Here is a 23,189-nt window from a genome sequence, read left to right as displayed (position 1 = left end):
TTGTGAAGATCTTTTACCTCTTACTGCTGCTTTGCCTTACCCATTGCTTAAGTCCTTCCCTCACCCAGGCCCAGGCAAATCAGACCAAGGCAGACAAGCATTTCAATAACTTTGATTACGCCTTGGCGCTGGAAGAGTACCAGAAACTTCTGGAAAAGGAGCAGCCCACCCTCCACCTCACCGAGCGCATCGCCCACTGTTACCGGCTTATCAATCAGCCCGGCGCCGCCGAGTTCTGGTACCGCCAGGCCCTGGGTTTTCCGGGATCGGCGCCCATTAACCTGTTCTATTACGCCAACGCCTGCCGCCAGAATGGGGAGTACACCATCGCCAAAAAGAACTACCTGCGGTTTGCCGAGCTGGACCAGAGCCGGCGCGAAGAGGCTTTGCAACTAGCCAAGGCCTGTGACCTGGCCATGAGCTGGATAGACCGTCCGCTGGGCATTGACGTGATCGCCGACAGTACCCTCAACACTACCTTCGCCGATTTCAGCCCTGTTTTCTACCGCGAGGGCCTGGTGTTCTCCTCTGACCGGGGCCGCAACAACGGATCTGACCAGAAGTACGGCTGGACCGGCACGCCCTACCTGCAGCTCTACTACGCTGAGCGGAAAGGCCCCGCCAGTTGGGGTGACATCAAACCCATGGAGAAGGCCATCAACACCCAGTTCCACAACGCCATCGCCACCTTCTCGCCAGACTTCAACGAGGTGTTCTTCACCCGTACCAAGCGCGTGAAAAACCGGGTACTGCCTGAGGAACTGCGTACCGAAAGTAACTGGCAGCGTTACTCCAAAAGCGACGAGTTCATCAACCGGTTGGAGATTTACAGCGCCACCTTCTCTAAAGGGAAATGGCAGGACGTGAAAGCTTTCCCTTTCAACCAGGGCGAGAACTACTCAGTGGGTCACCCGGCCCTCTCCCCCGATGGCCAGGTCCTGTACTTCGTCTCTGATATGCCCGGCGGCCACGGCCAAACCGATATCTACTTCAGCGAGCGCCAGAAAGACGGCTCCTGGTCTACACCCGTCAATGCCGGCCCCACCATCAACACCTCGGGCAAAGAGGTTTTCCCGGTGGTACACCCAGACGGAACCCTGTACTTCTCCTCTGATGGGCACATAGGCATGGGTGGCCTGGACCTATTCTCCGCCGAGGGGAGCCGCGCTACCTGGGGACCCGTGGAGAACTTGTACTACCCTTTCAACTCGCCGCGCGATGATTTCGGGCTGATTTATGAAAAAGACGGCAAAAGCGGCTACCTGTCCTCTAACCGTGAGGGCGATGCCGGTTCAGACAACATCTACCGGTTCAAACCCACCGAGATTCCCTGCAAGCTGGCAGGCGTGACCTACGCCCGGGTACCCAACCGCAACGGCCGCGCCCGCCAGGTACCGGTGGGCGGCGTGAAACTGGAAGTCACTGTGAACGGAAACACCTCCAGCCCGATGGAGTTTGAGTCTGATGAGAATGGCCGCTTCCTTTTTGCCGTGAACGCAAACCAGACTTACACCATCAGGGGCAGCAAGAAAGGCTATCTCACCCGCACGTTCCACGTGATGCCAGACTGCCGCAAAGTCACCGATACTGTGCAGATTGAGATGGTGCTGGACCGCGACACGCCCAACCGCCCTATTGTGCTGGAGAACATCTACTATGACCTTGACAAGCACAATCTTCGGCCCGAGGCCATTGCGGAGCTAGACAAAGTCGTAGGCATGCTGCGCGATAACCCTACCATTAGAATCGAGCTGAGCTCCCACACAGACAGCCGCGAGTCAAACAAATACAACCTCATGCTCTCGCAGCTGCGCGCCAACACCGCCGTGAAATACATCATCTCCCAGGGCATTGACCCCAAACGGGTGGTAGACAAAGGCTACGGCGAAACCAAACTGCTCAACCGCTGCAAAGACGGCGTCTCCTGCTCAGAGGAAGAACACCAACTTAACCGTCGCACCGAGTTCAAGATCATTAAGTAGTTGAGGCGGTAAGACTCCACTTATTAAGGCTGATTTCAAAAAAACGGGCGATAAAAGTAGAGTATACTTTTATCGCCCGTTTTACTTTTAGGATGGGTTAAGCATCAGGTGCTTTTGAATCATTGCTGGAGCCTTACTAGAGTTTTTCTTCCAGCCACAGATAACCAAGCAAGGCCACCAGCACGCTTCCTATGATCCAAAGGGAAATGGGTTCTTCCTGTTCTGTCATCTGGGCCTGGGGGCCTGCTGTACTTTGGGAGGAAACCTGGAGAAAGGCTTTTTGCTGCATCTGCAGAAACTGAGTGCGCCACCCTGCGGCCGGATGTACGTAAACCGACGCCTCTGTCTTTTCATTCAGCTTCAGCGTGTGCCAACCGGCAACTTGTGGGTAGATCATGCCTTGGGTATAAGCAGCGTCCTTTACATCAGTGTTTTCATAGACGGCAGGCTTTTGGCCACCATATGTTTCCGCTAGGAAGGATGCCTTTGAAAGAGGGGCCGCTGCCAGAAACGTAATCGGCTGTTGCTCCTGAAATGGCTTAGAAATCGTGAGCCAAGTAATGGGGTTTGCTTCCTCGGGTTTGGCCAAGGCCGTGAGCACGGAGGCCCAGTACAGCTGGTACAGCGTTTCTTTTCCCTCCAGCGCCAACGGAAATGTCTCGGGCAGAAGACTGATACCCACCTGGCCCAGGCCTTTACGGGAGCGTACCACCAAAGCCTGCGTAGGATTCTGTTCCCAGGCTAGCGGCTGTTGTCCTTCTTTGGGTTGCAGCACGATGTTGCTCAATGGCAGCACTGCTTGGGCACTTGTTTGCTGGGGCCAACGCACGGCGCCGATTCGGGATGGTTTTTCAGAAATAGGCCGGAAAACGCCTTCCGTGAAAAAGTCCATGGGTTTGGGTGATTTCTGGGAAATAGCGGTAAGTACTCCCAGGCCTTGCTGTCGAACGGCCTGTTGCAGGGCCTGTTTCTCCTGGGCGCCTAATCGTTGTAGGGTCAAGTCATCCAAGAGCACCACATCAAATTTCTGGAGCAGGGCGGGCGTGAGGCGATTCAAGTTTTGCACCGGAAAGTTCACCCATTCTGTGTTGTAGATGCCTTGGCTCACCTGGTTCCGGACAGCCACGCTGTGCCCCCGCTGGGCCAGGGCGTTCTTCAGGAATTTCCCTTCAAAAGACGGGGCCGAAGAAAGCAAAAGTACGTTCAGCTGCCTCGGGGCCTTTACCACTACTGGTAAGTTTTCCTGGTGTAGGGAGTCATCCTCGTCTTTCCACCGCAACGTGTACACAAACTGCCCGGCAGTTTTGGGCGTGAACCGAAGAAAGAAAGTTTGGTCAACCCCTTTTCTGATTTCCACGGAATCCCTTGGCTGGCCTGCCGCATGCAAATACAAAGCCAGTTTCTTTTCTGATGAGCCGTGGAATCTGCCCTGCACAGGTATTGCGTCACCTAGCGTGATTTCTTGGGGCCAGGAGGCAGTCAGGACACCGGCTGGTAAGATTGATAAATGGCTTATTAGCCGCAGGGAGTATAGCATGGCGAGCTCTTCGGCCGGAAGGCCATAGCCCAGGACGTGCAGGGTTCTCACTGATGGGTGCTGTCGCCGGAATGAAGCCAGATCGGTTACTTGCCTGGCTTTCTCAACCGTCACGCCGAAAGCGTACACCTGGGGCTTGGGGCGTAGGCGTTTCAGGAGGGCGTTCAGGGTATCGGTTTGATAGCTTTCTGTCAGGAGAATGGCCTCTGAGGCATTGTAGGTGCGGGTTATTTTAGGCGGTGCGAGGAGCAGCACCAAGCAGGCCACCACACCCCAAGTAGCCAGCAATCGCCAAAAGAGTCGCCGGCGGTCTGGGCGGCGCACGGCCAACCAGGAGAACCAGGCACCCAGCAGAGCCGCTAATACCAGCAGAAAAGGTAATGGAAGATGCATGGTTAGTTCAGCCGGTTAAAATAATCCTGGGCCAGTTTCCTGGGCGCGCCAGAGGAAACCGGTTTTTGCGCCGATTTTGTAGAAACAGGCAGAAAATGGTGCAACGCGGCCTCCACGCGGGTGAGGCAATCTTGGCAGAGCGGTTTACGCGCCCGGATATCCTGGGTGAGTTGTCGCACATCCTGCAATGCCCGGAGATAAGAGCCAGGTTCGCGCACGGCGGCCTGGCCCAGTTCCTGCCCTGCCTGTTCCAACAAAGCGGCGTCTGTGGACGTGGGCTTTGTACCTTGTCTGAGTTGTGCTACGCGCTGCAATGCCTGCCGGGAGGCCATCAAGGTCTCGCTTGGTTTTTCTTTACGCTGGGCATGGAAGGTCTGCACCTTGCTTAGATCGCCGGTGAGGCGTTTTTCGGGTTCTTTGAGGGGCGGCGGCTCAAACCCGCTTTTCTTCACGTACACTCTAGATTTTTGCTGCACTTCCTTGAGCATCCGCAGGGCTTTGTACTCAAACGGCAGGGCTTCTTTGGGCCGGGCGGTGCGCAGCCTCAGTTCCGCTTCCCACATCTGGGCCAGGGCGCCTTTGAGCTGCGCTTTGATGGCGGGTTCAAAAAACGTGGCCGCTTCCTCCTGATCGTGTTTGTGCAGGTAGGGGTCCAGCAGTTCGCCCATTTTGTTCTCGTGTTCGCTGCCTTCCTTTTTAGCGCCGTGGTCATGGCCGTCATCGGCGGTGTGGCTCTCGGCTAACCCTTCGGGTAAAGCGGCTCCGCCGATGTTCGATTCAAACTCTTCGCCCAGGAACTTACCGTAGCGCAGGCGCAGCAGTTTCTGGTCTACCCCGATGTTGTTGGACCGTTCCTGAAACACTGCCTGGGTAAGGCCTTTCCGTTCCTGGATCAGTTTCTCGGTATCAATGATGATCTGGCGCTGGCTCCGGAAATACTCGGGGTTGGGGTTCACGCCCAACGAGAGGTCATCCATGGTCTCCACCACGGTGGTGTCCTCAATCTCCACCAGGAAAGCCTCGGTGCGGGTGTAGCCGCGGTGGTTGTCATAGGCCTGCAGGTAAAAGTAAAGTTCATCGCCGTAGGTCATGCCCAATTGTTGCAGGTTCAAAGTTTGGGTCAGCTGCCTTTCCCGCGGCTGCCCGGTGAACGACAGCTTGAGCGGGATGCGCTGCTCCCGGAACTTCACGGCCTCGCCTTCGCCTTTTGCCACGGTGGCCACCAGATCGGCGGAACGGAGCCCGTAGTCATCGCGGAGGGTTGCCCTGAGCTGCACCCGCTGCGGGTCCCCGAAGAGGATCTCGGTGTACTGTTTAGGCGTCTGGACCACGATGGAAGGTGCCTCGTCCGGGATCACCTCTATGGAGTAGAAATCTGAGGTCTGGCCGTTCAGGCGCAAATGGTACAGCGTGGCCTGCTTGAGGGTAAGAGAAGTAGTGTAGGTGTTCTCCTGACTTGCTACTTTCCGCAGAGGAATAGGCTTTTGGTTACTGAGTACTAATTGCAGCGAAGAGACGGCTTGGTTGGTTTTCACCGTCCAGGTAACCTGCGCTCCGACCTCAGCTTTGAAGGAGGGCGTGGTTACCGCGTATGGGGCTTTGCGTGTGTAAGCAGGCGGGGAAATGCGAAGGTTCATCTGTTCAATGGCCGGCAGAATGGCTTTGGGCTGGTCTACCGGGGCATTCACATCAGATGAGATGCCTGACCTTGTTGAAGCGGTTTTATCAGGTGTTTTGGTGAAATCAGGCAGAAACCAGAGCGCCCCGGCCAAGGCCACCCCAAGGAGTAACATGAGCCAACTGCTCTTATATTTTACCGACGAGGCTTCCTCTGCCGGAATCTGGGCCAAGGTTTCGGCAGTCCGATGCCGCTGAAGTTTGCCCAGGAGCGGAAGTTCCTCCTCCGGTTGCAGCAACAGGTCGGCGCTTTCCTCCAGTTGCGGAAATCTCCGGTTCAGGTGCCGGGCTACTTTGAGCAGGTCCGTTCTCTTCTGAAGCTCCCGCCACCGCATGGTCTGTATTCCAAGAGTTAAAAGGATCAAAAGAACACCCGCCGTTCCGCCGCCAACTCCGCCCCAATCGCGGTACATCCATACCAGCAAGGGTGCTACCATCCCCAACTCCTGCAGCGCAAACAACCCTGCCTTCTGCCGAAGGAAGTTTGCCCGTACCTGTTCAAGAACAGTGAGGGCTGGGGCGGTATGGGAGGTGGGTTGGGACATTAGACGTCTAATTTATAACGGATTTATCAGGTAAGCTTCTCAATCAACATCATCGCATTCATCTGTGATTTTGAGGAATAACTTGTCAAATTCTTCTTCCATAGGCATTTCTTGAGAAGCGCCATTGTATTTTAGTTGATCGACAGCGCAGTTCCACCAACCAAATTTCATGAGCTCAACCTTTGCATAAAGAAGTCTCTGTGGGGAGTTTCTTTGTCTGTTGAATTCGGCTTCTACTCGGTCTGGTGCGAGGGTTCTTTTTTTCTGCTCCTCCATGTGGTTCTTCCAAGCGTTGAACAAGGCCACACTGTCCTCTGAAGCCAAGGCGTTGGCATAGGCCTGACAGTTTTTTGAGTAAGGCTGGTTCAGGAGAATCCCTGGGGTTTTATACGCCTCAATAGTTAGCTTTTTCAAAGCATATGATTCATCAAGCTCTTTCGTTTTTAAGTCTCTTACTTTTTCCCAAAACTTGACGGGGACTAATTGAAGGCCCAGTAATCTTTTGGTAGCTTTTCTGTAATCAGCGTCCAGTTTAGCGCTTTTCCTATTGATATACTCAAGGGTCCACTCGTCTGGGGAATCTAAGGTAGCGTCTTCTAATTCCACAATGCTATTAAACTCAAACCATAGATAGTAAGTGTCCTTTAACTGTTGCGCTGAATAAGTATTTGGATTGAAAATGCCTTTGTTCCTACATACATGTGTTGACCAAGAAAAAGCATTAGATGGATCCGTTTTTTCAGGTGTGGCTAATGCCTGTGTAGCATAAACCTCTGTTGTGGGTGCAGGAACTTCAGTGGTTTTTTTTCTCTCAGTTTCCCCCATGCATGAAGCCATTGTTAGGGCAATGAGGGTTGCGGCTAAGTAATGAATGCTACTCTTCATGATTAACTTTGTCTATAAGTTCTTCTTCCTGCCAGCCACCGCTCCAGCGCTAGCAACAGCGCCATCAGTCCCACCAGCCACGGCTTCACGTCTAGCACCTCCTCCGTTTTAGGACTGTTTTCCGGAATAGAGGCGGTAAAGCCGCGGGGGCGTTCTAGGTCTTTCTGCAGGGTGCGGGTATCAAATCTGGTGCGCCAGGAAACGTCTTCGGGGAAGATCAGGCGCAGGAGCAGTTCCGGGAAGTGTCCATTATTGGGCAAGTCGTTCCAGGCGGGGTGGAAGCGGCTGTAGAACCGGTAATGGGTTTGCTGCGCGTCATGTGTCTTGGTTAGTAAAGGGTTGCCGAAGCCATCGCGCCAGAGGGTTTCATCAGAAGGTTTTTCTGTAGCGGCAATGCGCTGGTACAAGGGCACGTTCTGGGAGACGCCGGGGATTTGCAGCCAGCTTTCGGTTTTCTGGGGACGGGAAGTGCCGGGAGCATCCTGTAGGGTTTTCAGCCTGATTTTGGGAAATCGGGCTAGAAACGGAGCGATTGGTTCATCTGTGAGCCAGAAAAGCCAATCGGGAGCGACGGTGGGCAAAGGCTGGGCATCGGAAGTTAAGGCCAGGTTATAGGCGGCGCCCCGGTATTCCAGTGCAGCTTGCAGGGCTGCCCGCAGGTAACGAACATCGGCTTGTCGGGTTTTGCTGTGGCGAACTACAACTTGCAGAGGCAGTTTGGCCAAGGGAACGGTGTTTCGGGCGGCGCCCAGGAGGGTGAGGGAATCTGTGGTGGCGTGGGTGGTGAATTTAACAGCCGGAACTCCGGGAACAGAAATGGTTTGGCCAGAAACGGGTTTGGGGACGCTGCGCTCCAAGAGGGTCACTTGTTGGTCATCGCTCTGCCGGAAACGCAGGCGTAATTGGCCGGAGGTGGTGTAGAAGGCTTCCTGCAGCCAGAGGTTCGTTTGCGGTGCGCTCACGGGAATCCAGGTGAAACCGGAGCGCATGGCCGGAAACGCGCCGCGGTGGTGCCGGAGCAGATCGGTGGTGAAGATCCAGGCTTGGGCGTTAGCGGGCAGACTGCGGTTGAGCACGCGCAGCATAGTCCAAGCATTGGTGGAATCCGAGGCGAGGCTATCAGTTTGGAAAGTGTGGAGCGGGGTCTCTTCGTTTAGGGGCAATTTAGGAAAACCCGGCGCTAAACGGTGAATCTGCCAGCCTTTCTGGGCCAAAGAATCTACGGTAGCGGCAATCTGCGGGAGGTAACGGGACTGGAGCAACTCCGGGTGCAGGTAGGTGTGTTTCTCGGGTACGGCGGGTACCTGGTGTTTCCATTGTGGGCCGGCTAACACCAATGCCAGAAGCACCAGCAAAAGGCAGCGCAGGAGCAAAAGCCAGGGCTCGGAAAGGCGCAGGCTGCTCAGTTTTTTGCTCTCAGAGGGTTGCAGCCACCGGATACTCCCTACCTGTACCGTACGGGGCGGCTTTTTATTCCATAAGTGAATGGCAATGGGAACGGCCACGCTGGCGGCGGCCCACAACCACCCGGGATGCAGAAACTGGAACAAACTAGGTAATAGACTTCAGAGGGTAACACATACAACGCCCGGCAGAACTGGGTTCGTCCCTTCCAAGATATGGAGTGTCCCTTGAATATCCTAGTCTACCCGCTTAGGCACCAGGAGAGCACGAAATTACGGTTGCGGCGGACTGCCCAGGACCAGTTGGCTCTTGAGGTGACGGTCATAGAGGATGACGGTTCCCGCCGAGGCCACGTTCATGGAACTGGTGCCGGGCAACTGTACCAGGTAGTGGCACCGCGCGCGTACCGCGTTGGACAAGCCGTGGTCTTCAGAACCCAGGAGGTAAATGCAGCGCTCAGGGTGTTGGAACTGCTCTACAGGTACGGCTTTGGGGTCTAGTTCCACGCCTACCAATTGGCAGCTGTAGGGCAGGTGCTGGTAGAAGTCATCGAAATCTGCGTAGTGGAACAGCGGAATATCCTTCCAGCTTTTGCCCGTGTCGGTGGATTGTTTCTTGTAGCGCCGGCCTATGGTGAACAGGAAACTGGCGCCCATGATAGACGCCGACCGCCACAGCGTGCCCACGTTGGTCTCCGTTTTGGGTTCCATAATGCCAATCCCGAAATAGCCCTCAAACGGTGCCTTGTTTCTTGCCATGCTGTGCTGCCCCGATGTTGGTAAAGCTGTCCGGGAACGCGGCAAAGATAGCAGGACGGCTCTCCCTTTTAAGCCTGTTTTTACAAAAGAAGGCCCAAAACGAAATTTTTCTAAGCTCTTTTCTCCGGGTTGTGAAAACCTGACCATAAGTGGAAAAAGTGTCCAGAACTGGACACTTTTGAGTTGAGGTTTTATATATAAAACATTGATAATCAATAATATAGATAATGGCATAGTGCTTGGATAAGGGATGGTGTCAAACCTTTAAGAAAATGGACAGAGAACTATCCCAAGCCGTAGTACAACAAGCCAAACGCCGCCGCATGTGGCAGATCAGCGCGGTGGTAGTGGCGGTGCTACTAGGGGTTTTGGCTTTCAGGTCCGTCCTGAAAACAGAAGTCCCAAAATCAGAGCTTCGCTTTGCCACGGTAGAAGTTGGCGCCGTTGAGGCCTCGCTCACCGCCTCCGGGGTGGTGGTGCCCGAGGTAGAGGAAATCATCGCCAGTCCTATCCAGGCCAAGATTGAGCGCGTGATCCATACCCCCGGCGACCACGTGGCGGCCGGCGAGCCGCTCCTGCTCCTGGACAAACAGACTTCCCAAACCGCCTTTGAAAAGCTCAGGGATGAACAACAGCTGAAACAGAACAAGAACGCCGAGCTGGAGAACACCCTCCAGAAAAACGTGAACCAGCTCCGCTCCCGCTATGCCGTGCAGGAAGTGCGCGTGAAAAGCCTGCAAGCCGCCCTGGACGATGAGAAATACCTGCTCTCCATTGGCGGCGGTACCCAGGAAAACGTGAAGAAAGCCGAGATGGACCTCAAAGTGGCTTCCCTGGAATTGGCTCAGTTGCAACGCCAGATCCAGGATGAACAGGCTACCGCCCGCATAGGCATGAGAGGCGTGGGCTACGAACTGGAGATCCAGCGGCGGGATATTGGCCAACTGCAGCGCCAACTGGAACAAGCCGATGTCAAGGCTGTGCGCAAAGGCGTGGTGACCTGGGTGAACGAGGAGGTGGGCGCCACCGTGAACGCCGGCGAGCCCCTTGCCCGCGTAGCCGACCTGAGCAGCTTCAAGATCAAAGCCACCATTTCTGACAACTACGCCGAGAAAGTGAAAGTGGGCGGCCCCGTGACGGTGCGGGTGAACGAGACCGATCTGCGCGGCGAGATCGCCAACGTGCAGCCCAAAGTAGAGAACGGCATCATCACCTTCTACGTGCGGCTGGAAGAGAAAAACCACCAATTGCTGCGCTCCAACCTGCGGGTAGAAGTCTTCGTGCTCACCGATTTCCGGCCCAACGTGCTGCGCGTGAAAAACGGACCTTTCTACACCGGATCGCCGCAGCAGGAAGTGTTTGTGGTACAGGGCGATAAAGCCGTGAGGCGCACTCTGCGCAGCGGCGCCAGCAACCTGGATTTCGTGGAACTGCAGGGCGACATCGCCGCCGGCGAGCAGATCATCCTCTCCAACACCAAGGAGTACGTGCACCTGAAGGAAATCCAACTTTCTGATGACTAAGCCAGCCTTCGCCATGAAAACGACTCTATTATATATAGTGCTGGTAAGTTTCTTCGCCATGCCTCTGGCGCAGGCCCAACAGAACGCCCTGGAACCGGCCCGCCGCCTGACCCTGCAGGAGACCATAGACCTGGCACTGTCCTCCTCCATCGCTTCCAAGCAGGCTTCCACCAATAAGACCAGCAGCTACTGGCAGTACCGCACCTTCAAATCAGATTACCGGCCGCAGTTGTCGCTCAGCGGTACTTTGCCAGATTTCTCCCGAAGCATTGTGCCGGTGATCCAGCCGGACGGTACCACCGATTTCAAGGCCGTGTCCATCAGTAATTCTGATTTGGCATTGTCCGTGAGCCAGGCGGTAGGGCTTACCGGCGGACAGGTTTTCATCTCCTCACAAAGCCAGCGCTTTGATGATTTCAACCAGGGCTTGCGCCGCTACAACTCCTTCCCGGCGGTTATCGGGTTCAAGCAGCCGCTGTTCGGGTTCAATGAACTGGCCTGGGCCAAGAAAGTGGAGCCGCTGCGGTTCCAGGAATCAGAACGTCAATATGCCGAGGACCGTGAGACCGTGGCCACCACCGCTACCCAACGCTTCTTTGAGGTGCTGCTGCAGCAGGTGAACTACGAGATCGCCTCCAAGAACGTGGAAAACAACCAGGCGCTTTTCAAAGTGGCCGAAGAAAAATATCGGCTGGGCCGATTGTCCAGAAACGAACTCCTGCAGCTGCAGCTCAGCCTCATGAACGCGCAACTGGCGCAGGCGCAAGCCTCCACCGAGCTTAAAACCGTGACCATGCAGTTTGCCGCCTACGTAGGGCTGCCCCAAGGCGAAAGAATGGTGGTGCAGGCCCCTGAGGAAGTACCCGCTTTGGAAGTGAACGAACAAGCCGCCCTGGAGCAGGCCCGCCGGAACCGCAAAGAGCGTTTCCAGAACGAGCGCAAAGTACTGCAGGCGCAGCAGCAGGTAGCCGAGGCCCGCGGCAAAGGCGGTTTCAACGCCGATCTGTACGCCACTTTCGGACTCACCAAAAACGCGAACAACTTCTCTGAGAGCTTCGCCAGCCCCGAGAACCAGCAGCAGGTCATCCTGGGATTCAATGTACCCATCGTGGACTGGGGCCGCCAGAAAGCCCGCGTGAAAACCGCCGAGGCCAAGCTGCAACTCACCCAGTACACCGTGGAGCAGGAGCAGACCGCCTTTGAGCAGAGCGTGTTCACCCAGGTAAACCAGATTGAGCTCTTGAAAGAAAGACTCCGCATCACGGCCTCGGCAGATTCCATCGGGCAGGAGCGCTACAACATCACCAAGGCCACGTTCCTGGTAGGCCGCATCAGCATCACTGATCTGAACATAGCGCTGCAGGAGAAAGACCAGGCCCGCCGCGCCCACATTGCTGCCCTCCAGGATTTCTGGGTCGCCTATTACCGCCTGCGCGCCCTTACCTTATATGATTTTGAACACGGAGTATCTTTGTTAGTCGAAAAATAGCCTAACGCTGTTTCAGGCCTGTTTTTCGGAAATCGGGCCAGAAACGGGACAATCGAAAAACACGCATTTGAAAGTAGGGGCAATCCCTTGTGGTTGCCCTAACGGCGGCGGCAAACGTGAAGGGCAACCACAAGGGATTGCCCCTACAAACTAAGATTAATCAGCAAAAGTGAATCATCCCCCTACCCCCTTCAAAGGGGGACGAAGAAGAGAATAGCACATCAGCACATTAACTAATTAGCACATTAGAAAACGCATTATAACTATGATACAGTTAACAGACATCGAAAAAGTCTACCGCACCAAAACCATTGAAACGGTAGCCCTTAATCGCGTGAACCTGCAGATAGAACGCGGAGAGTTCGTCTCCATTATGGGGCCGTCCGGTTGCGGGAAATCCACGCTGCTCAACATCATGGGCCTGCTGGATGAGCCTACTGGTGGGTACGTGGCCATTGACGGCCAGCCGGTGAAAACCCATTCAGACAGCAAGCTGGCCAAGCTGCGCAATGAGAAGATAGGCTTCGTGTTCCAGAGCTATCACCTCATCCATGACCTGAGTGTGGTGGACAATGTGGAGCTGCCGCTGCTGTACCGCAATGTCTCAGCAAGTGACCGGCGCAAGCGGGCGTTGGAGGCGTTGGAAAAAGTAGGTCTGAGCGCACGTACGAAGCATTTCCCTAACCAGCTATCGGGTGGGCAGCGGCAACGGGTAGCCATTGCTCGGGCTCTGGCCGGAAACCCGGAGATTATCCTGGCCGATGAGCCTACCGGTAACCTGGACAGCGTGATGGGTGAGGAGATCATGGACATTCTGCTGCGCCTGAACCAGGAAGAAGGCACCACCATTGTGATGGTGACCCACGACGAGAACATGGCCCTGAAAACCAACCGCCTCATCAGGTTCTTTGACGGGCAGCAAGTGGCAGACTCCATGGTTATAGAAGCCCAGATTTAACCTTACGGCCATGCTTAAGAATTATATAAAAATAGCCTGGGCGGTGCTGCAACGCCGCAAATTCTTCACCTTCATCAGCCTCTTCGGGATCAGTTTCACTTTAATGGTGCTCATGGTGGTGACCTCGCTCTACGACCACGCGTTTGGGCCGCAGATGCCGGAGCGGGAATCTGACAAGCTGCTTTTTGTGAACAACATGCGGGAGCAGTTCAAAGAAGGCTATACCAACAGCAGTCCGCCCAGCTATTATTTCCTGAACCGCTTTGTGCGTCCGCTGAAAACGCCGGAGAATGTCTCCATCAACTCTATCTTTATGCCGGTGAACAGCTACGTGAACAACAAGAAGCTGACCTTGGACCAGAAACACACCGATGCCGCATTCTGGGACATTCTGGAGTTCAATTTCGTAGAAGGACGGCCGTTCAGTGCCCAGGAAGTGAACAACGCTAGCCGTGTGGCAGTCATCAACCAGAACACCCGCAAAAACTACTTCGGAGACAAAGAGGCCATAGGCCAAACCATTGAGGTAGACCAGGTGAAATACAAGGTAGTGGGGGTGGTGGAAGATGTGCCGGTGCTGCGCCTGCATTCCTACGCCGATGTCTGGGTGCCGATCACCCTCAAAAGCCAGGATTTCAAACGCACAGGCCTCAAAGGAACTTACTTTGCCACCATCAAAGCCAAAAAGGCAAGTGACGTGCCCAAGATCAAAGATGAGTTCGCTTCCATGATGCTGCAGGTGAACAAGAACAGCAAGCCGGAGGGCGTGCAGGAAGTGTTTTCGTTTGCCGATGACATCTTCGGGACCTTTGCCCGCAGCCTCATGGGAGGCGGAAAAACGGATAAGTCAGGCCTTTTATATGGTATTCTTGCTTTTGCGGCCTTCCTGTTCATGCTGCTGCCCACCATTAACCTGGTAAACATCAACATCAGCCGCATTATGGAACGGTCTTCAGAGATTGGCGTGCGCAAAGCGTTTGGGGCCTCATCGGCTACCATCATCGGGCAGTTCATTGTGGAGAATATCTTTCTTACGCTGCTGGGCGGTATGCTGGGCTTCCTGATCTCGGCGGGGGTGCTGGAGATGATCAATGACAGTGGTATCCTAGCTTACGTGAATCTGGGGTTGAACCTGCGGGTTTTTGCCTGGGGATTGCTGCTTTGCCTGATTTTCGGGTTGGTTTCCGGGGTTTACCCCGCTTTTAAAATGTCACGCTTAAACGCCGTTGAGGCACTGAAAGGAGGTTCCAAATGATACGCCATCTGTTTAAACTGATCTGGAACCAGAAGAAAAGCAACTTTCTTCTGATCACCGAAATCTTCTTTTCCTTCCTGGTGCTCTTTGCGGTACTCAGCTTCATCATCTATAACTACCACAACTACACCCAGCCGCTGGGCTTTAAGTACGACAGAGTGTGGCAACTGTGGCTCAACCCTAACACAGACTCCGCGGCACACAACATAGCCGTGCAGCAGCAGTTAATTCAACGGGTACGCAGTTTCCCTGAGGTGGAGCACGCCTCACTCGCCAACTCCAACACCCCTTTTGCCTTCAGCCAGATGAACAATGTCTTGTCTTATAAAAGCAAAAAGGATGTGGAAACAGACATCTTTGACGTGCAAGACGATTATAAAAATGTATTAGGCATGGAGGTGAGCCGGGGCCGTTGGTTCGGGCCGCAGGACAACGGCAGTTTGCATGATCCCATCGTGATCAACAAAAAACTGCAGGAAGAGCTGTTCGGTGAGGAAGACCCTATTGGTAAACTCATTCCCATCAATGATTCTACCCAGTACGCGGTTATTGGCGTGGTAGACCATTATCGCTCCTACAGCGAGTTTGACCCCGAGGAAGGGGCTTATTTCCACCGCATCAACCTGGAGAAAGACAAGAACTCCATCTGGAACGGCTTGGTCATTAAGGTGAGACCCGGTGCGGGTGTGGCTTTTGAGGAAAAGATGGTGCGTGAGCTTTCCCGCATCGCCAAAGACTGGACCATTGAGGTGACTACCCAGGAGAAAATGCGCCAAAGCAAAGCCAAAGTCACCACGGTGCCTATGATTGCGATGAGTCTGGTGTGCGGCTTCCTGATCATCAACGTGGCCCTGGGCTTGTTTGGGGTGCTGTGGTACAACATCAACCGCCGTTATTCTGAAATTGGGTTGCGCCGCGCCATCGGGGCTTCTTCCAAACAGATCAGGAATCAGTTTGTGGGCGAAGTGCTGGTGATTGCCACCTTCGGGTTGCTGCTGGGCTTGCTGCTGGCCGTACAGTTCCCGCTCCTGAACGTGTTCCAGTTGTCTTCCTTCATCTACTGGGAAAGCATCGGCGCCGCGGCCTTCCTTATCTTCCTGCTGGCCATTGTCTGCGCCATTTACCCCAGCCGCCAGGCCTCCAAAATCTTTCCGGCGGTGGCGCTCCATGAAGAATAGCCTGGTTTAAGTTCTTGATTGCGGTTGCGTTTAGGGCCTGTTTTTCTAAAAACGGGACCTAAACGCAACCGCAATTAAGAAAGAGCTTTCAGCCTTGTGCCAGCAGGTGAGCCTTCAAGACCAGATAAGTAGATCTCGTAGTGGGCGCAGATTCTGCGAGCTTCTTTGCCAAAGCCATTTTTGGCCTTCTTTTTCAAAAACAGCCTAAAAACGTTACCTTCACTTACCGTTTCCAGAACCCATGATCCTGATAGTTGATGACGATGTAGCCGTACGGGCTTCTCTGAGTTTGTTGCTGAAACAAGCCGGTTTTGCCACGGCCCAGGCCGATGGTCCCGAGGAGGCGCTGAACGCAGTAGCCCGTCAGGTGCCCCAGTTGGTGCTCATGGACATGAACTTCTCCATGGAAACCACCGGCGAAGACGGCTTGCAGTTATTGGGGCAGATAAAGCAGCGGTGTCCGGCGGTTCCGGTGATTCTCATTACCGGCTGGGGCTCCATCAACCTGGCTGTGGAAGGCCTCAAAGGCGGCGCCGCCGATTTCATCACCAAACCCTGGAACAACGAGGCCCTGCTGCAATCGGTGAAGACGGCTCTGGAACTGGCGAAGCCTGCGGCAGAACCATCCTCTGAGAAAATGACCCGCAAGCAACTGGATGACCAGTACGATTTCTCCATGATTGTGGGCGAGGACCCGGGCCTTTTGCAGGTGCTCCGCAACATCGGGCAGATCAGCGCCACCGATGCTTCGGTTTTGATTGAAGGCGACAGCGGCACGGGCAAGGAACTAATCGCCGAGGCCATCCACAAGAACAGCCACCGCAAGAAAGCACCGTTTGTGAAAGTGAATTTGGGCGGCATCTCGGCCAGTCTGTTTGAGAGCGAGATGTTCGGGCACCGCCGCGGCGCCTTCACCGATGCCAAGACTGACCGCGTGGGCCGCTTTGAGATGGCAAACAAAGGCACCATTTTCCTGGACGAGATTGGCGAGCTGGACATGGGCAGCCAGGTGAAACTCCTGCGCGTGCTCCAGGACCGTACCTATGAAGTCCTCGGCGACAGCCGGTCCAGAAATCTGGACATACGCGTGATCTGCGCTACCAACCGCAACCTGCAGGAAATGGTGGCCGAGGGCAAGTTCCGCGAGGATCTTTATTACCGCATCAACCTCATTACGGTGAAACTCCCGGCCCTGCGCGAACGGGCTCAGGACATTCCCAGGCTGGTGCAGCATTTCGTGAATAATCTCAAGGTCACTTACCACAAACAAGAACTGCAGGTGAGCAATAAAGCCTTGAAATGGCTCCGCGAGCTGCCGTTGCCGGGCAACATCAGGGAGTTGAAGAACCTGGTGGAGCGCACGGTGCTGGTATCTGGCAAGAGCCTGCTGGAGGTAGAGGATTTCCAGAACCAACTGCAGGGCGGCTCCCGCAAACTGGACGAGAAACTGCTGCCCTCGGTAGGTGCCATGACTCTTGACGAACTGGAAGCCAATATGATCAAGAAATCCATGGCCTATTACAGTAATAACGTGAGCAAAGTGGCCAAAGCTTTGGGCGTGAGCCGCGGGTCTTTGTACCGCCGGCTGGAGAAGTTCAATATTCCGTATGACGCTGCGGAGTAAATTCATCTTAACCACCATTCTGCTGTACTCCGCTATGGGAGTACTGGCCTGGCAGCTGCTTACCTACAACAAGTGGCTTTTTGTGGCTTCTGAGGTGTTGATTCTGGTCAGCCTCATCTTTACAGGCAGTTTGTACGCCTCCTTTGTGCGGCCGCTCAACCTCATCGCCGCTGGCGTGGAGTCTATCCGGGACCGAGATTTTTCCATCAAATTCATGGAAACGGGCCAAAAAGAGGTAGACCAGCTCATTCACGTGTACAACCAGATGATGGACGAGCTGCGGGAGCAACGGGTAACCCAAACCGAGAAGCATTTCCTTCTGGAGCGCCTGATTGAAGCCTCCCCCTCCGGCATTATCCTCCTGGACACCTATGACCGGGTAGCGGGTGTGAACCCAGCGGCGGCGCTGCTGCTGCAGGCCTCGGGAAAAGAGGTGGTGGGCAAACCGTTGGATGCGCTTCCCAGCCACTGGGGAGCCTCTTTGGGTAAACTGCCCAAGGATGAGCAGCGCGTGATCAGGCCTAACGGTATTGAGACCTACCGCTGCCGCAAGATCAGGTTCCTGGACCGGGGCTACCACCGCTACTTTATTTTGGTGGAGGAACTCACGCAGGAACTGCTGGAGAAGGAGCGCAACGCCTACGAGAAACTTATCCGGATGATGTCGCATGAGATCAACAACTCCATTGGGGCGGTCAACTCCATCCTGCATTCTTTCTCGTATTTCTCGCCGCAGCTGAACGAAGACACCCGCCCCGATTTTGACGAAGCACTGCAGGTCTGCATCACGCGCAACCAGAACCTGGCCGGTTTTATGGCCAATTTCGCGAATGTAGTCCGGATTCCGCCGCCCGTGAAACAACCCACCGATCTGCACCAGCTGCTGCACAGCATCCATAGATTGATGTTGCCTTCCTTTGAGCGCAAGCAGGTGCAGTGGGAATGGAATTTGGCTCCACAGGTACCCGACATTTGCATGGATGTGCAGCAAATGGAGCAGGTTCTGATCAATGTGGTGAAGAACGCCTTGGAAGCCACCGAGCCCGGAGGTTGGGTAAGGGTGCGGACCAGCGCCTCGCCGCCGCAGCTTGACATCCAGGACAATGGCAAGCCCATTACCCCCGAGATACAGGAAAAGCTGTTCTCCCCTTTCTTCAGCACCAAAACCAACGGTCAGGGCATCGGGCTCACCATGATCAGGGAGATACTCCTGCACCACCACTTCCCCTTCTCCCTGCAATCCGGCCCCGATGGCCTTACCACCTTCCATATCGCCTTCACCGAAGCCACCACGCTGGCCGCGCTTCACTAAAGTTTTGGAAAGCACAGGCCTCTCCTTTTAAGCCCGATTTTTCAAAACCAGGCGCAAAGCAACATAGCATTAGGTGGACCGAATGCATACTTCGTTACGGTGTAACGACGCTACAAGCCAATATGTAGCGTCGTTGCACTGCAACGACGTCATCCGGCAGGATGAAAGGGCGCTACTTTTCTTGAACAAGTCTAATATGGCCAAAAAAGGATTAGCAAATCGGATGAAACTGCCCAAAGATATTGTTGTCGGAAGAATTGTTCCTTTTGATTCTATTAATCTAGCTGGTTTTGGGCTAACCTAATCTGCTGATTTGAATCTTCAAATGAAACAATATAGGCTTGGATTTTTGAACCTATAGGGTTATACAATCCTTTCCTATACTTTTCTGGCGTCAAATCCTTAACTACAATAACTTCTAATAGGGCAAGAAACTCAACCCCTAAATCTATAAAATCACCAAATGGGGCCTTATGGACAACTATGCCTTCAACTTCGTCTCCTATTTTAAATTTCTTTTTTACTTCGTTCCAGCTGTCTTCTGCTTTCGTCATTTTATATTCAAGCTAACACCAACAACTACATAAACTTATCGGCGTAGCCGCTTTTCTCGAAGAAGGCGCGGGCGTCTTTGATCTCCAGGATGTCTTTAATGGCCTGTTTCTTGTCAGTGGCTTTGTTGTAGTAGGCCTCGCAGATCTTGTAGCCCATGTAGTAGCCTAAGTCGGCGGGGCGGTCCGGGCGTTCCTGGCTGCCGTTGCCAATCCAGTTGTAGGAGCGGTTGAGGTACATCTCTTCCTGGAACTCCTCCCAGATCTGCTTCTCTCTTGGGTTGGCGAAGTCATGGACCCGTTTGTTTGTATTCACTCCCGAGATAAGTTCCCCAATGAAATCGGCCATGCCTTCTGCCAGGGCGTTGGACAGTAAGGTGGTGTCAGAACTCCTATCAGTCTGGATGAAGTGGATGAGCTCATGCGCGATAAGGGGCGGCACGTTTTTCACGTAGTCATAGTTGTTGCGCTCCCAAAGGTTCAACTCGTGCATGGGGATATCTGCTGAGCGGGAGTACTGGTCAATGCCAATCAGGAGGCCGTTTTCAGAGGCAGTGCCCGCCGAGTTGTATCGGCCGATGACAAAGTACACGTTGGGGAAAGTGGCCGCCGGGTACAGTTCTTTCATCTTCTGAAAGCTCTTGTAGATATCGGGCTTCATGTTGTCTATTTCCAGCGTGTTTTTGCGGATAGCGGAGAAAAACGCGGGTTTGTTGTTGAGGTTGTTCAGGAACTGCTCCATGGAAAGGATCTTGTTTGCATAGTAATCCTGGAGGCCCACTGAGGCTTTCCCGAAGTACTCTTTCTCAAAGATCTCCTGCTGGCGGGCCGGGTCCTTGAGGGCCAGGTCATACGCTTTCCAGAAGTTGTGGACATCGGTGGTCACCAGCTGAGATTTGAGGGGATCACCCAGTTGGGCGTTTTGCTTCTCCAGCCGGGTGACCAGTTGCAGGTAGGTTTTTTCCTGCCGGAGCAGGTCAAGGTCTGTGTCTTTCTTCAGATGCGCCACGTTCTTGTATCCGGCATCTACGGCTTGCTGCAAAGCCTTCAGCGCGGGCGCTTTCTGGCCCATCAAGGCATAACAGCAGGCGATGTTATAATACGTAGAGCGCACATGCGAGCCCTTAGATGTGGCGGCCAGGGCTTTCTGGTACAGGTTGATAGCTTCCTGGTAGTTTTTCTTGCCATACTCCTCCGTGCCTTTCTTGTTGAAGTCTTCGTGCGGCGGTGGCGTGAAGTAGGAGAACACCAATTGCGCCGTGTCTTTGCCGTTGGTGATCCTGAACTTCTCGTATGGATTGTTCTGGTATTGCACCGACAGGCTGTCTTTGCCGGTGAGCACCCACATCTTATTTGCCCTAGATTTGGGGCTGAGGCGCACCAGCTTTACTTTGCCAGCCTCGCTTACTTTGAAGGTGTAATTGATCTTGGTCTCTTTCATGACCAAGGTGATATTGTCTTGCGGTGCATATAATAAAGGCGCATCGCTTTGGGCAAACAGTACGGAGGGCGTGAGCAGGGCCACCGATAGGCAGCATTTCTGGAAAAGGCTTTTGAGAGACATCTTGCGTAAGGGCTTAGGTGGAACAAGTAAGTATGGCGATAGATGCAAGTTGCCAGGTGGGGGTTGCCTGTGAATTCTATTCTATGTTATACAATTCGGCTTGAAAGTGCAAGCCTTTATTAGAAAAGCTGCCCTTGGATGAACTGTTGCACCTTCTGCGGCCTTTGCAGGTGAAAACCGGTGCGTTTCTCCAGTTGGTCAATGAGGTGTACCAGGGCCGGGGGCGCATCCAGCACTTCTTTTTGGTGCATAAAGAAATAAACGGTCTGTAAGCCCTGTTCCAGCCACTGGTGCAGACGGTCTGCCCAGGCATCCAGGCGGGTGTAATCTGAGGGTACCAGACCATGGCCGTTGAACCTGATCATGGCAGTGGGAGTAGTCAGGCGCATGTGCAGCACATCACGGCGGCCGGCCACATCGGTGATGATGGTGGTGATCTGCCGTTCTTCCAGCGTCTGGAAAGCCTGCTCTGTAATTCTGGACTCCTTGAACCAGTTCTCATGGCGGAACTCTACTGCCAGCGGCACCTCAGGTGGGAAATTCACCAGGAACTGTTCCAACAGCGGCCACTCATCGGGCCCGAAGAAAGGCGGCAACTGCAGAAAGGCCATACCAAGCGTAAAACCCAGCCCCATAATAGCATCACAGAACTGTTTGGTGGGTTCACCCACGTTTTGCAGCAGTTGGTCATGGCTGATGATCTGCGGCAGCTTGGGGCAGAAAACAAAGCCCGGGGGCACCGCCTGTTTCCAGCGGTGAATGGCGCTGGCATCCGGTATGCGGTAGTGGGTGGTGTTCATCTCCAGTGTATTGAACTGCCGGGCGTACCAATATAGTAGTTGGGCATCCTGGGCTCCGGTGGGGTAATAGGTTCCAATCCAGGGTTTGTTAGACCAGGTGGGGCAGCCCAGGTATATATTGGGGCGCGTAGGTCGGGCATTTCTGGCCAGCACCTGCTGCGTGGCGGGGTGGTCTTTGGGTAGGCTGAAGTCTACGTTCCTGATGTCTGGCAAGCGGCCGAAATCCATGCGGCTAAATATTAAGTTTTATCTATGTAACTGCTAATTTGGTCAGTATTTCTCCCGTTTTTTTAGGCCTACGCTAAATTTTTAAGAAAAAATCTGCTTTTATTTTTGTCTTTCTATTTTTCTAAGGATTTAGTAAAACAGATGTTAGGTCATTTTAATCCTATTTGGGTTTAAAAAATCGCCTTTATGGCTTTTATACGCATAAAATTAGTTTTCCGGGATATTAAAATCTGGCATACCACGATTTATGAATTTTGTCATATCGCTAAAATAATAATTTGTATTATAAAATAAAATCATGTTACTTTAATTAGTTTGCGAAGGCTGCGAAGTACGCAGTTGACCCTCGGTGACTTGTTAGGAAGAATTTTACTCCTAATTTTGTGGCTCGAAATTGATGTTCCACCAACAAAACCTAAAATGGGGATACAGAAAATTTACTATGCGCTTACCGTTCTTTTTATCTTTTTCTTCAGCTTTGCGCCAACTGCCTCAGGGCAAGAGATAGGCGATAAGCAAAACGGCCTGGCCTCTTGGTATGGAGCAAAATACCATGGTCGCCGCACCACCAGCGGCGAGGTTTATAACCGCCACAAGCTCACGGCCGCTCACAATGAACTTCCTTTAGGCAGCAAAGTAAGGGTAACCAACGAGGCCACCGGCGAGAGCGTGGTGGTAAAGATCAATGACCGTGGTCCGTTCAGAGGTGCCCGTATTATTGACCTCTCTGAGGCCGCAGCCCGCAAGATCAACTACCGCAATGACGGTCTGGCCCATGTAACCGTAGAGGTGCTGGAGCTTCCTGAATACTTCCTTGTCAGCAGAGCCAAACTGAAAGAGGCCGAGCCCAAGGTTGAGGAAGCGGCAACTCCTGCTGTGTTAGCCAAGGCGCCAGCCACTCCGGTAAACACGCAGGCAGTTCCAACTGCAGAGCAGACCGCCGTGGTCAAGGGCCCGGTAGCCATTCCTGCCCAGACTTCCGCCGTTTCCTCTACAGCGCCCATGGCTCCTACTCTGGCCAAAGAGCAGGTGTTCGTGATCCAGGCGGGAGCCTTTAGCAGCCTGAGCAACGCAGAGGTCCAAGCCGATAAAATGCGGAGGATGTACCAGAAGATGCCTATCTCTTTGGTAGAGGAAACCGTGAACGGCAGAAAGGTGCATCGTATTCTGGCAGGACGCTTTATCTCCAAGGCAACCGCCGAGCAGGCCCGTAAAGATTTGGTCAAGCAGGGGTTCCAGGGATTGGTTAAATCAGTAGCGGAGCCCGCTGCGTTGGCCACCAGTGGCAATAGTACCCCCGGCCTATAAGATTCCATTGTTTTGCTTACGCTTACCGCCAGGCCTGTTGTAACGGGTCTGGCTTTTAGGTTTCTGACTTGTTTTGAGAAAATCGGGTTGAAAACAGATCTTGCTGAATTTTATTTGCCGTGATTTGTTCTTCTTCCAGGCAGCAACACCGGCACGGGTGTTTCCCGTATGGGGCTGTATACCATTTAGAGGTCAAAGGCGTTATATTCAAAAGTTCA

17 protein-coding genes are annotated in these 23,189 nt (G+C 53.7%); 9 read left to right on the top strand and 8 right to left on the bottom strand.

Features of this window, described 5'->3' with window-relative positions; translation table 11 throughout:
- The first annotated feature begins 2 nt into the window (after positions 1-2).
- Positions 3-1,982 carry an OmpA family protein gene (locus J3P35_RS00970; protein ID WP_317195342.1) on the top strand — a complete coding sequence of 660 codons (1,980 nt, stop codon included), beginning with the start codon at positions 3-5 and terminating at the stop codon, positions 1,980-1,982.
- A gap of 136 nt (positions 1,983-2,118) precedes the next feature.
- On the opposite strand, the gene J3P35_RS00965 is transcribed toward J3P35_RS00970, so the two are convergent.
- The 5 genes from J3P35_RS00965 to J3P35_RS00945 form a co-directional block, all read right to left on the bottom strand.
- Positions 2,119-3,912, bottom strand: coding sequence for a hypothetical protein (locus tag J3P35_RS00965; RefSeq protein ID WP_210462194.1), 1,794 nt, complete (start codon positions 3,910-3,912; stop codon positions 2,119-2,121).
- 2 nt (positions 3,913-3,914) lie between these two features.
- Positions 3,915-6,134 carry a DUF4175 family protein gene (locus J3P35_RS00960; RefSeq protein WP_210462192.1) on the bottom strand — a complete coding sequence of 740 codons (2,220 nt, stop codon included), beginning with the start codon at positions 6,132-6,134 and terminating at the stop codon, positions 3,915-3,917.
- Positions 6,135-6,173: 39 nt separating this feature from the next.
- Positions 6,174-7,019, bottom strand: coding sequence for a hypothetical protein (locus J3P35_RS00955; RefSeq protein WP_210462190.1), 846 nt, complete (start codon positions 7,017-7,019; stop codon positions 6,174-6,176).
- 2 nt (positions 7,020-7,021) lie between these two features.
- Positions 7,022-8,569, bottom strand: coding sequence for a BatA domain-containing protein (locus J3P35_RS00950; protein ID WP_210462189.1), 1,548 nt, complete (start codon positions 8,567-8,569; stop codon positions 7,022-7,024).
- 126 nt (positions 8,570-8,695) lie between these two features.
- Positions 8,696-9,181, bottom strand: coding sequence for an RNA methyltransferase (locus J3P35_RS00945; RefSeq protein WP_210462188.1), 486 nt, complete (start codon positions 9,179-9,181; stop codon positions 8,696-8,698).
- Between the two features lie 272 nt (positions 9,182-9,453).
- Here J3P35_RS00945 and J3P35_RS00940 point away from each other — a divergent pair, with 272 nt between their 5' ends.
- The 7 genes from J3P35_RS00940 to J3P35_RS00910 all read left to right on the top strand — a co-directional run bounded on the left by J3P35_RS00940 (position 9,454) and on the right by J3P35_RS00910 (position 18,520).
- A complete protein-coding gene (locus tag J3P35_RS00940; RefSeq protein ID WP_210462187.1) occupies positions 9,454-10,704 on the top strand; it encodes an efflux RND transporter periplasmic adaptor subunit in 1,251 nt (416 codons plus the stop codon).
- 13 nt (positions 10,705-10,717) lie between these two features.
- Positions 10,718-12,193, top strand: a complete 1,476-nt coding sequence (locus J3P35_RS00935; protein WP_246849895.1) for a TolC family protein — start codon at positions 10,718-10,720, stop codon at positions 12,191-12,193.
- A 265-nt stretch (positions 12,194-12,458) separates the two neighbouring features.
- On the top strand, positions 12,459-13,151 hold the full coding sequence (locus J3P35_RS00930) for an ABC transporter ATP-binding protein (protein ID WP_210462186.1): 693 nt from the start codon (positions 12,459-12,461) through the stop codon (positions 13,149-13,151).
- A 10-nt stretch (positions 13,152-13,161) separates the two neighbouring features.
- Positions 13,162-14,406 (top strand): ABC transporter permease, encoded by a 1,245-nt coding sequence (locus tag J3P35_RS00925; protein WP_210462185.1) that lies wholly within the window; start codon positions 13,162-13,164, stop codon positions 14,404-14,406.
- The gene (locus tag J3P35_RS00920) at positions 14,403-15,584 is read left to right on the top strand and encodes an ABC transporter permease (protein ID WP_210462184.1); all 1,182 of its coding nucleotides are present in this window, start codon (positions 14,403-14,405) and stop codon (positions 15,582-15,584) included. The genes J3P35_RS00925 and J3P35_RS00920 overlap by 4 nt, the downstream gene beginning before the upstream one ends.
- A 241-nt stretch (positions 15,585-15,825) precedes the next feature.
- Complete coding sequence (locus tag J3P35_RS00915; RefSeq protein ID WP_210462183.1) at positions 15,826-17,208, top strand: sigma-54-dependent transcriptional regulator; 1,383 nt, start codon at positions 15,826-15,828, stop codon at positions 17,206-17,208.
- On the top strand, positions 17,192-18,520 hold the full coding sequence (locus tag J3P35_RS00910; RefSeq protein WP_210462181.1) for a sensor histidine kinase: 1,329 nt from the start codon (positions 17,192-17,194) through the stop codon (positions 18,518-18,520). Before J3P35_RS00915 ends, J3P35_RS00910 begins: the two co-directional genes overlap by 17 nt.
- A 275-nt stretch (positions 18,521-18,795) precedes the next feature.
- On the opposite strand, the gene J3P35_RS00905 is transcribed toward J3P35_RS00910, so the two are convergent.
- From J3P35_RS00905 to J3P35_RS00895, 3 genes are all read right to left on the bottom strand, one after another.
- Positions 18,796-19,074, bottom strand: a complete 279-nt coding sequence (locus J3P35_RS00905; RefSeq protein WP_210462179.1) for a hypothetical protein — start codon at positions 19,072-19,074, stop codon at positions 18,796-18,798.
- A 25-nt stretch (positions 19,075-19,099) separates the two neighbouring features.
- On the bottom strand, positions 19,100-20,635 hold the full coding sequence (locus J3P35_RS00900) for a tetratricopeptide repeat protein (protein ID WP_210462177.1): 1,536 nt from the start codon (positions 20,633-20,635) through the stop codon (positions 19,100-19,102).
- A gap of 119 nt (positions 20,636-20,754) precedes the next feature.
- Entirely contained in the window at positions 20,755-21,663 is a 909-nt protein-coding gene (locus tag J3P35_RS00895; protein WP_210462175.1) for a DUF72 domain-containing protein, read from the bottom strand.
- Between the two features lie 420 nt (positions 21,664-22,083).
- On the opposite strand from J3P35_RS00895, the gene J3P35_RS00890 reads away from it, so the two are divergent.
- The gene (locus J3P35_RS00890; RefSeq protein WP_210462173.1) at positions 22,084-22,971 is read left to right on the top strand and encodes a septal ring lytic transglycosylase RlpA family protein; all 888 of its coding nucleotides are present in this window, start codon (positions 22,084-22,086) and stop codon (positions 22,969-22,971) included.
- The last annotated feature ends 218 nt before the right edge of the window (positions 22,972-23,189 follow it).

Origin of the sequence: Rufibacter roseolus (assembly GCF_017916365.1) — a bacterium.
GTDB classification, from domain to species: Bacteria; Bacteroidota; Bacteroidia; order Cytophagales; family Hymenobacteraceae; genus Nibribacter; species Nibribacter roseolus.
This window is presented reverse-complemented; position numbering and strand designations above follow the sequence as displayed.

Excerpts from the sequence above, each read along its gene's own strand:
- J3P35_RS00965 (WP_210462194.1), bottom strand. The coding sequence starts at position 3,912 with ATGCATCTTCCATTACCTTTTCTGCTGGTATTAGCGGCTCTGCTGGGT.
- J3P35_RS00960 (WP_210462192.1), bottom strand. The coding sequence starts at position 6,134 with ATGTCCCAACCCACCTCCCATACCGCCCCAGCCCTCACTGTTCTTGAA.
- J3P35_RS00955 (WP_210462190.1), bottom strand. The coding sequence starts at position 7,019 with ATGAAGAGTAGCATTCATTACTTAGCCGCAACCCTCATTGCCCTAACA.
- J3P35_RS00945 (WP_210462188.1), bottom strand. The coding sequence starts at position 9,181 with ATGGCAAGAAACAAGGCACCGTTTGAGGGCTATTTCGGGATTGGCATT.
- J3P35_RS00940 (WP_210462187.1), top strand. The coding sequence starts at position 9,454 with ATGGACAGAGAACTATCCCAAGCCGTAGTACAACAAGCCAAACGCCGC.
- J3P35_RS00935 (WP_246849895.1), top strand. The coding sequence starts at position 10,718 with ATGAAAACGACTCTATTATATATAGTGCTGGTAAGTTTCTTCGCCATG.
- J3P35_RS00930 (WP_210462186.1), top strand. The coding sequence starts at position 12,459 with ATGATACAGTTAACAGACATCGAAAAAGTCTACCGCACCAAAACCATT.
- J3P35_RS00925 (WP_210462185.1), top strand. The coding sequence starts at position 13,162 with ATGCTTAAGAATTATATAAAAATAGCCTGGGCGGTGCTGCAACGCCGC.
- J3P35_RS00920 (WP_210462184.1), top strand. The coding sequence starts at position 14,403 with ATGATACGCCATCTGTTTAAACTGATCTGGAACCAGAAGAAAAGCAAC.
- J3P35_RS00915 (WP_210462183.1), top strand. The coding sequence starts at position 15,826 with ATGATCCTGATAGTTGATGACGATGTAGCCGTACGGGCTTCTCTGAGT.
- J3P35_RS00910 (WP_210462181.1), top strand. The coding sequence starts at position 17,192 with ATGACGCTGCGGAGTAAATTCATCTTAACCACCATTCTGCTGTACTCC.
- J3P35_RS00905 (WP_210462179.1), bottom strand. The coding sequence starts at position 19,074 with ATGACGAAAGCAGAAGACAGCTGGAACGAAGTAAAAAAGAAATTTAAA.
- J3P35_RS00900 (WP_210462177.1), bottom strand. The coding sequence starts at position 20,635 with ATGTCTCTCAAAAGCCTTTTCCAGAAATGCTGCCTATCGGTGGCCCTG.
- J3P35_RS00895 (WP_210462175.1), bottom strand. The coding sequence starts at position 21,663 with ATGGATTTCGGCCGCTTGCCAGACATCAGGAACGTAGACTTCAGCCTA.
- J3P35_RS00890 (WP_210462173.1), top strand. The coding sequence starts at position 22,084 with ATGGGGATACAGAAAATTTACTATGCGCTTACCGTTCTTTTTATCTTT.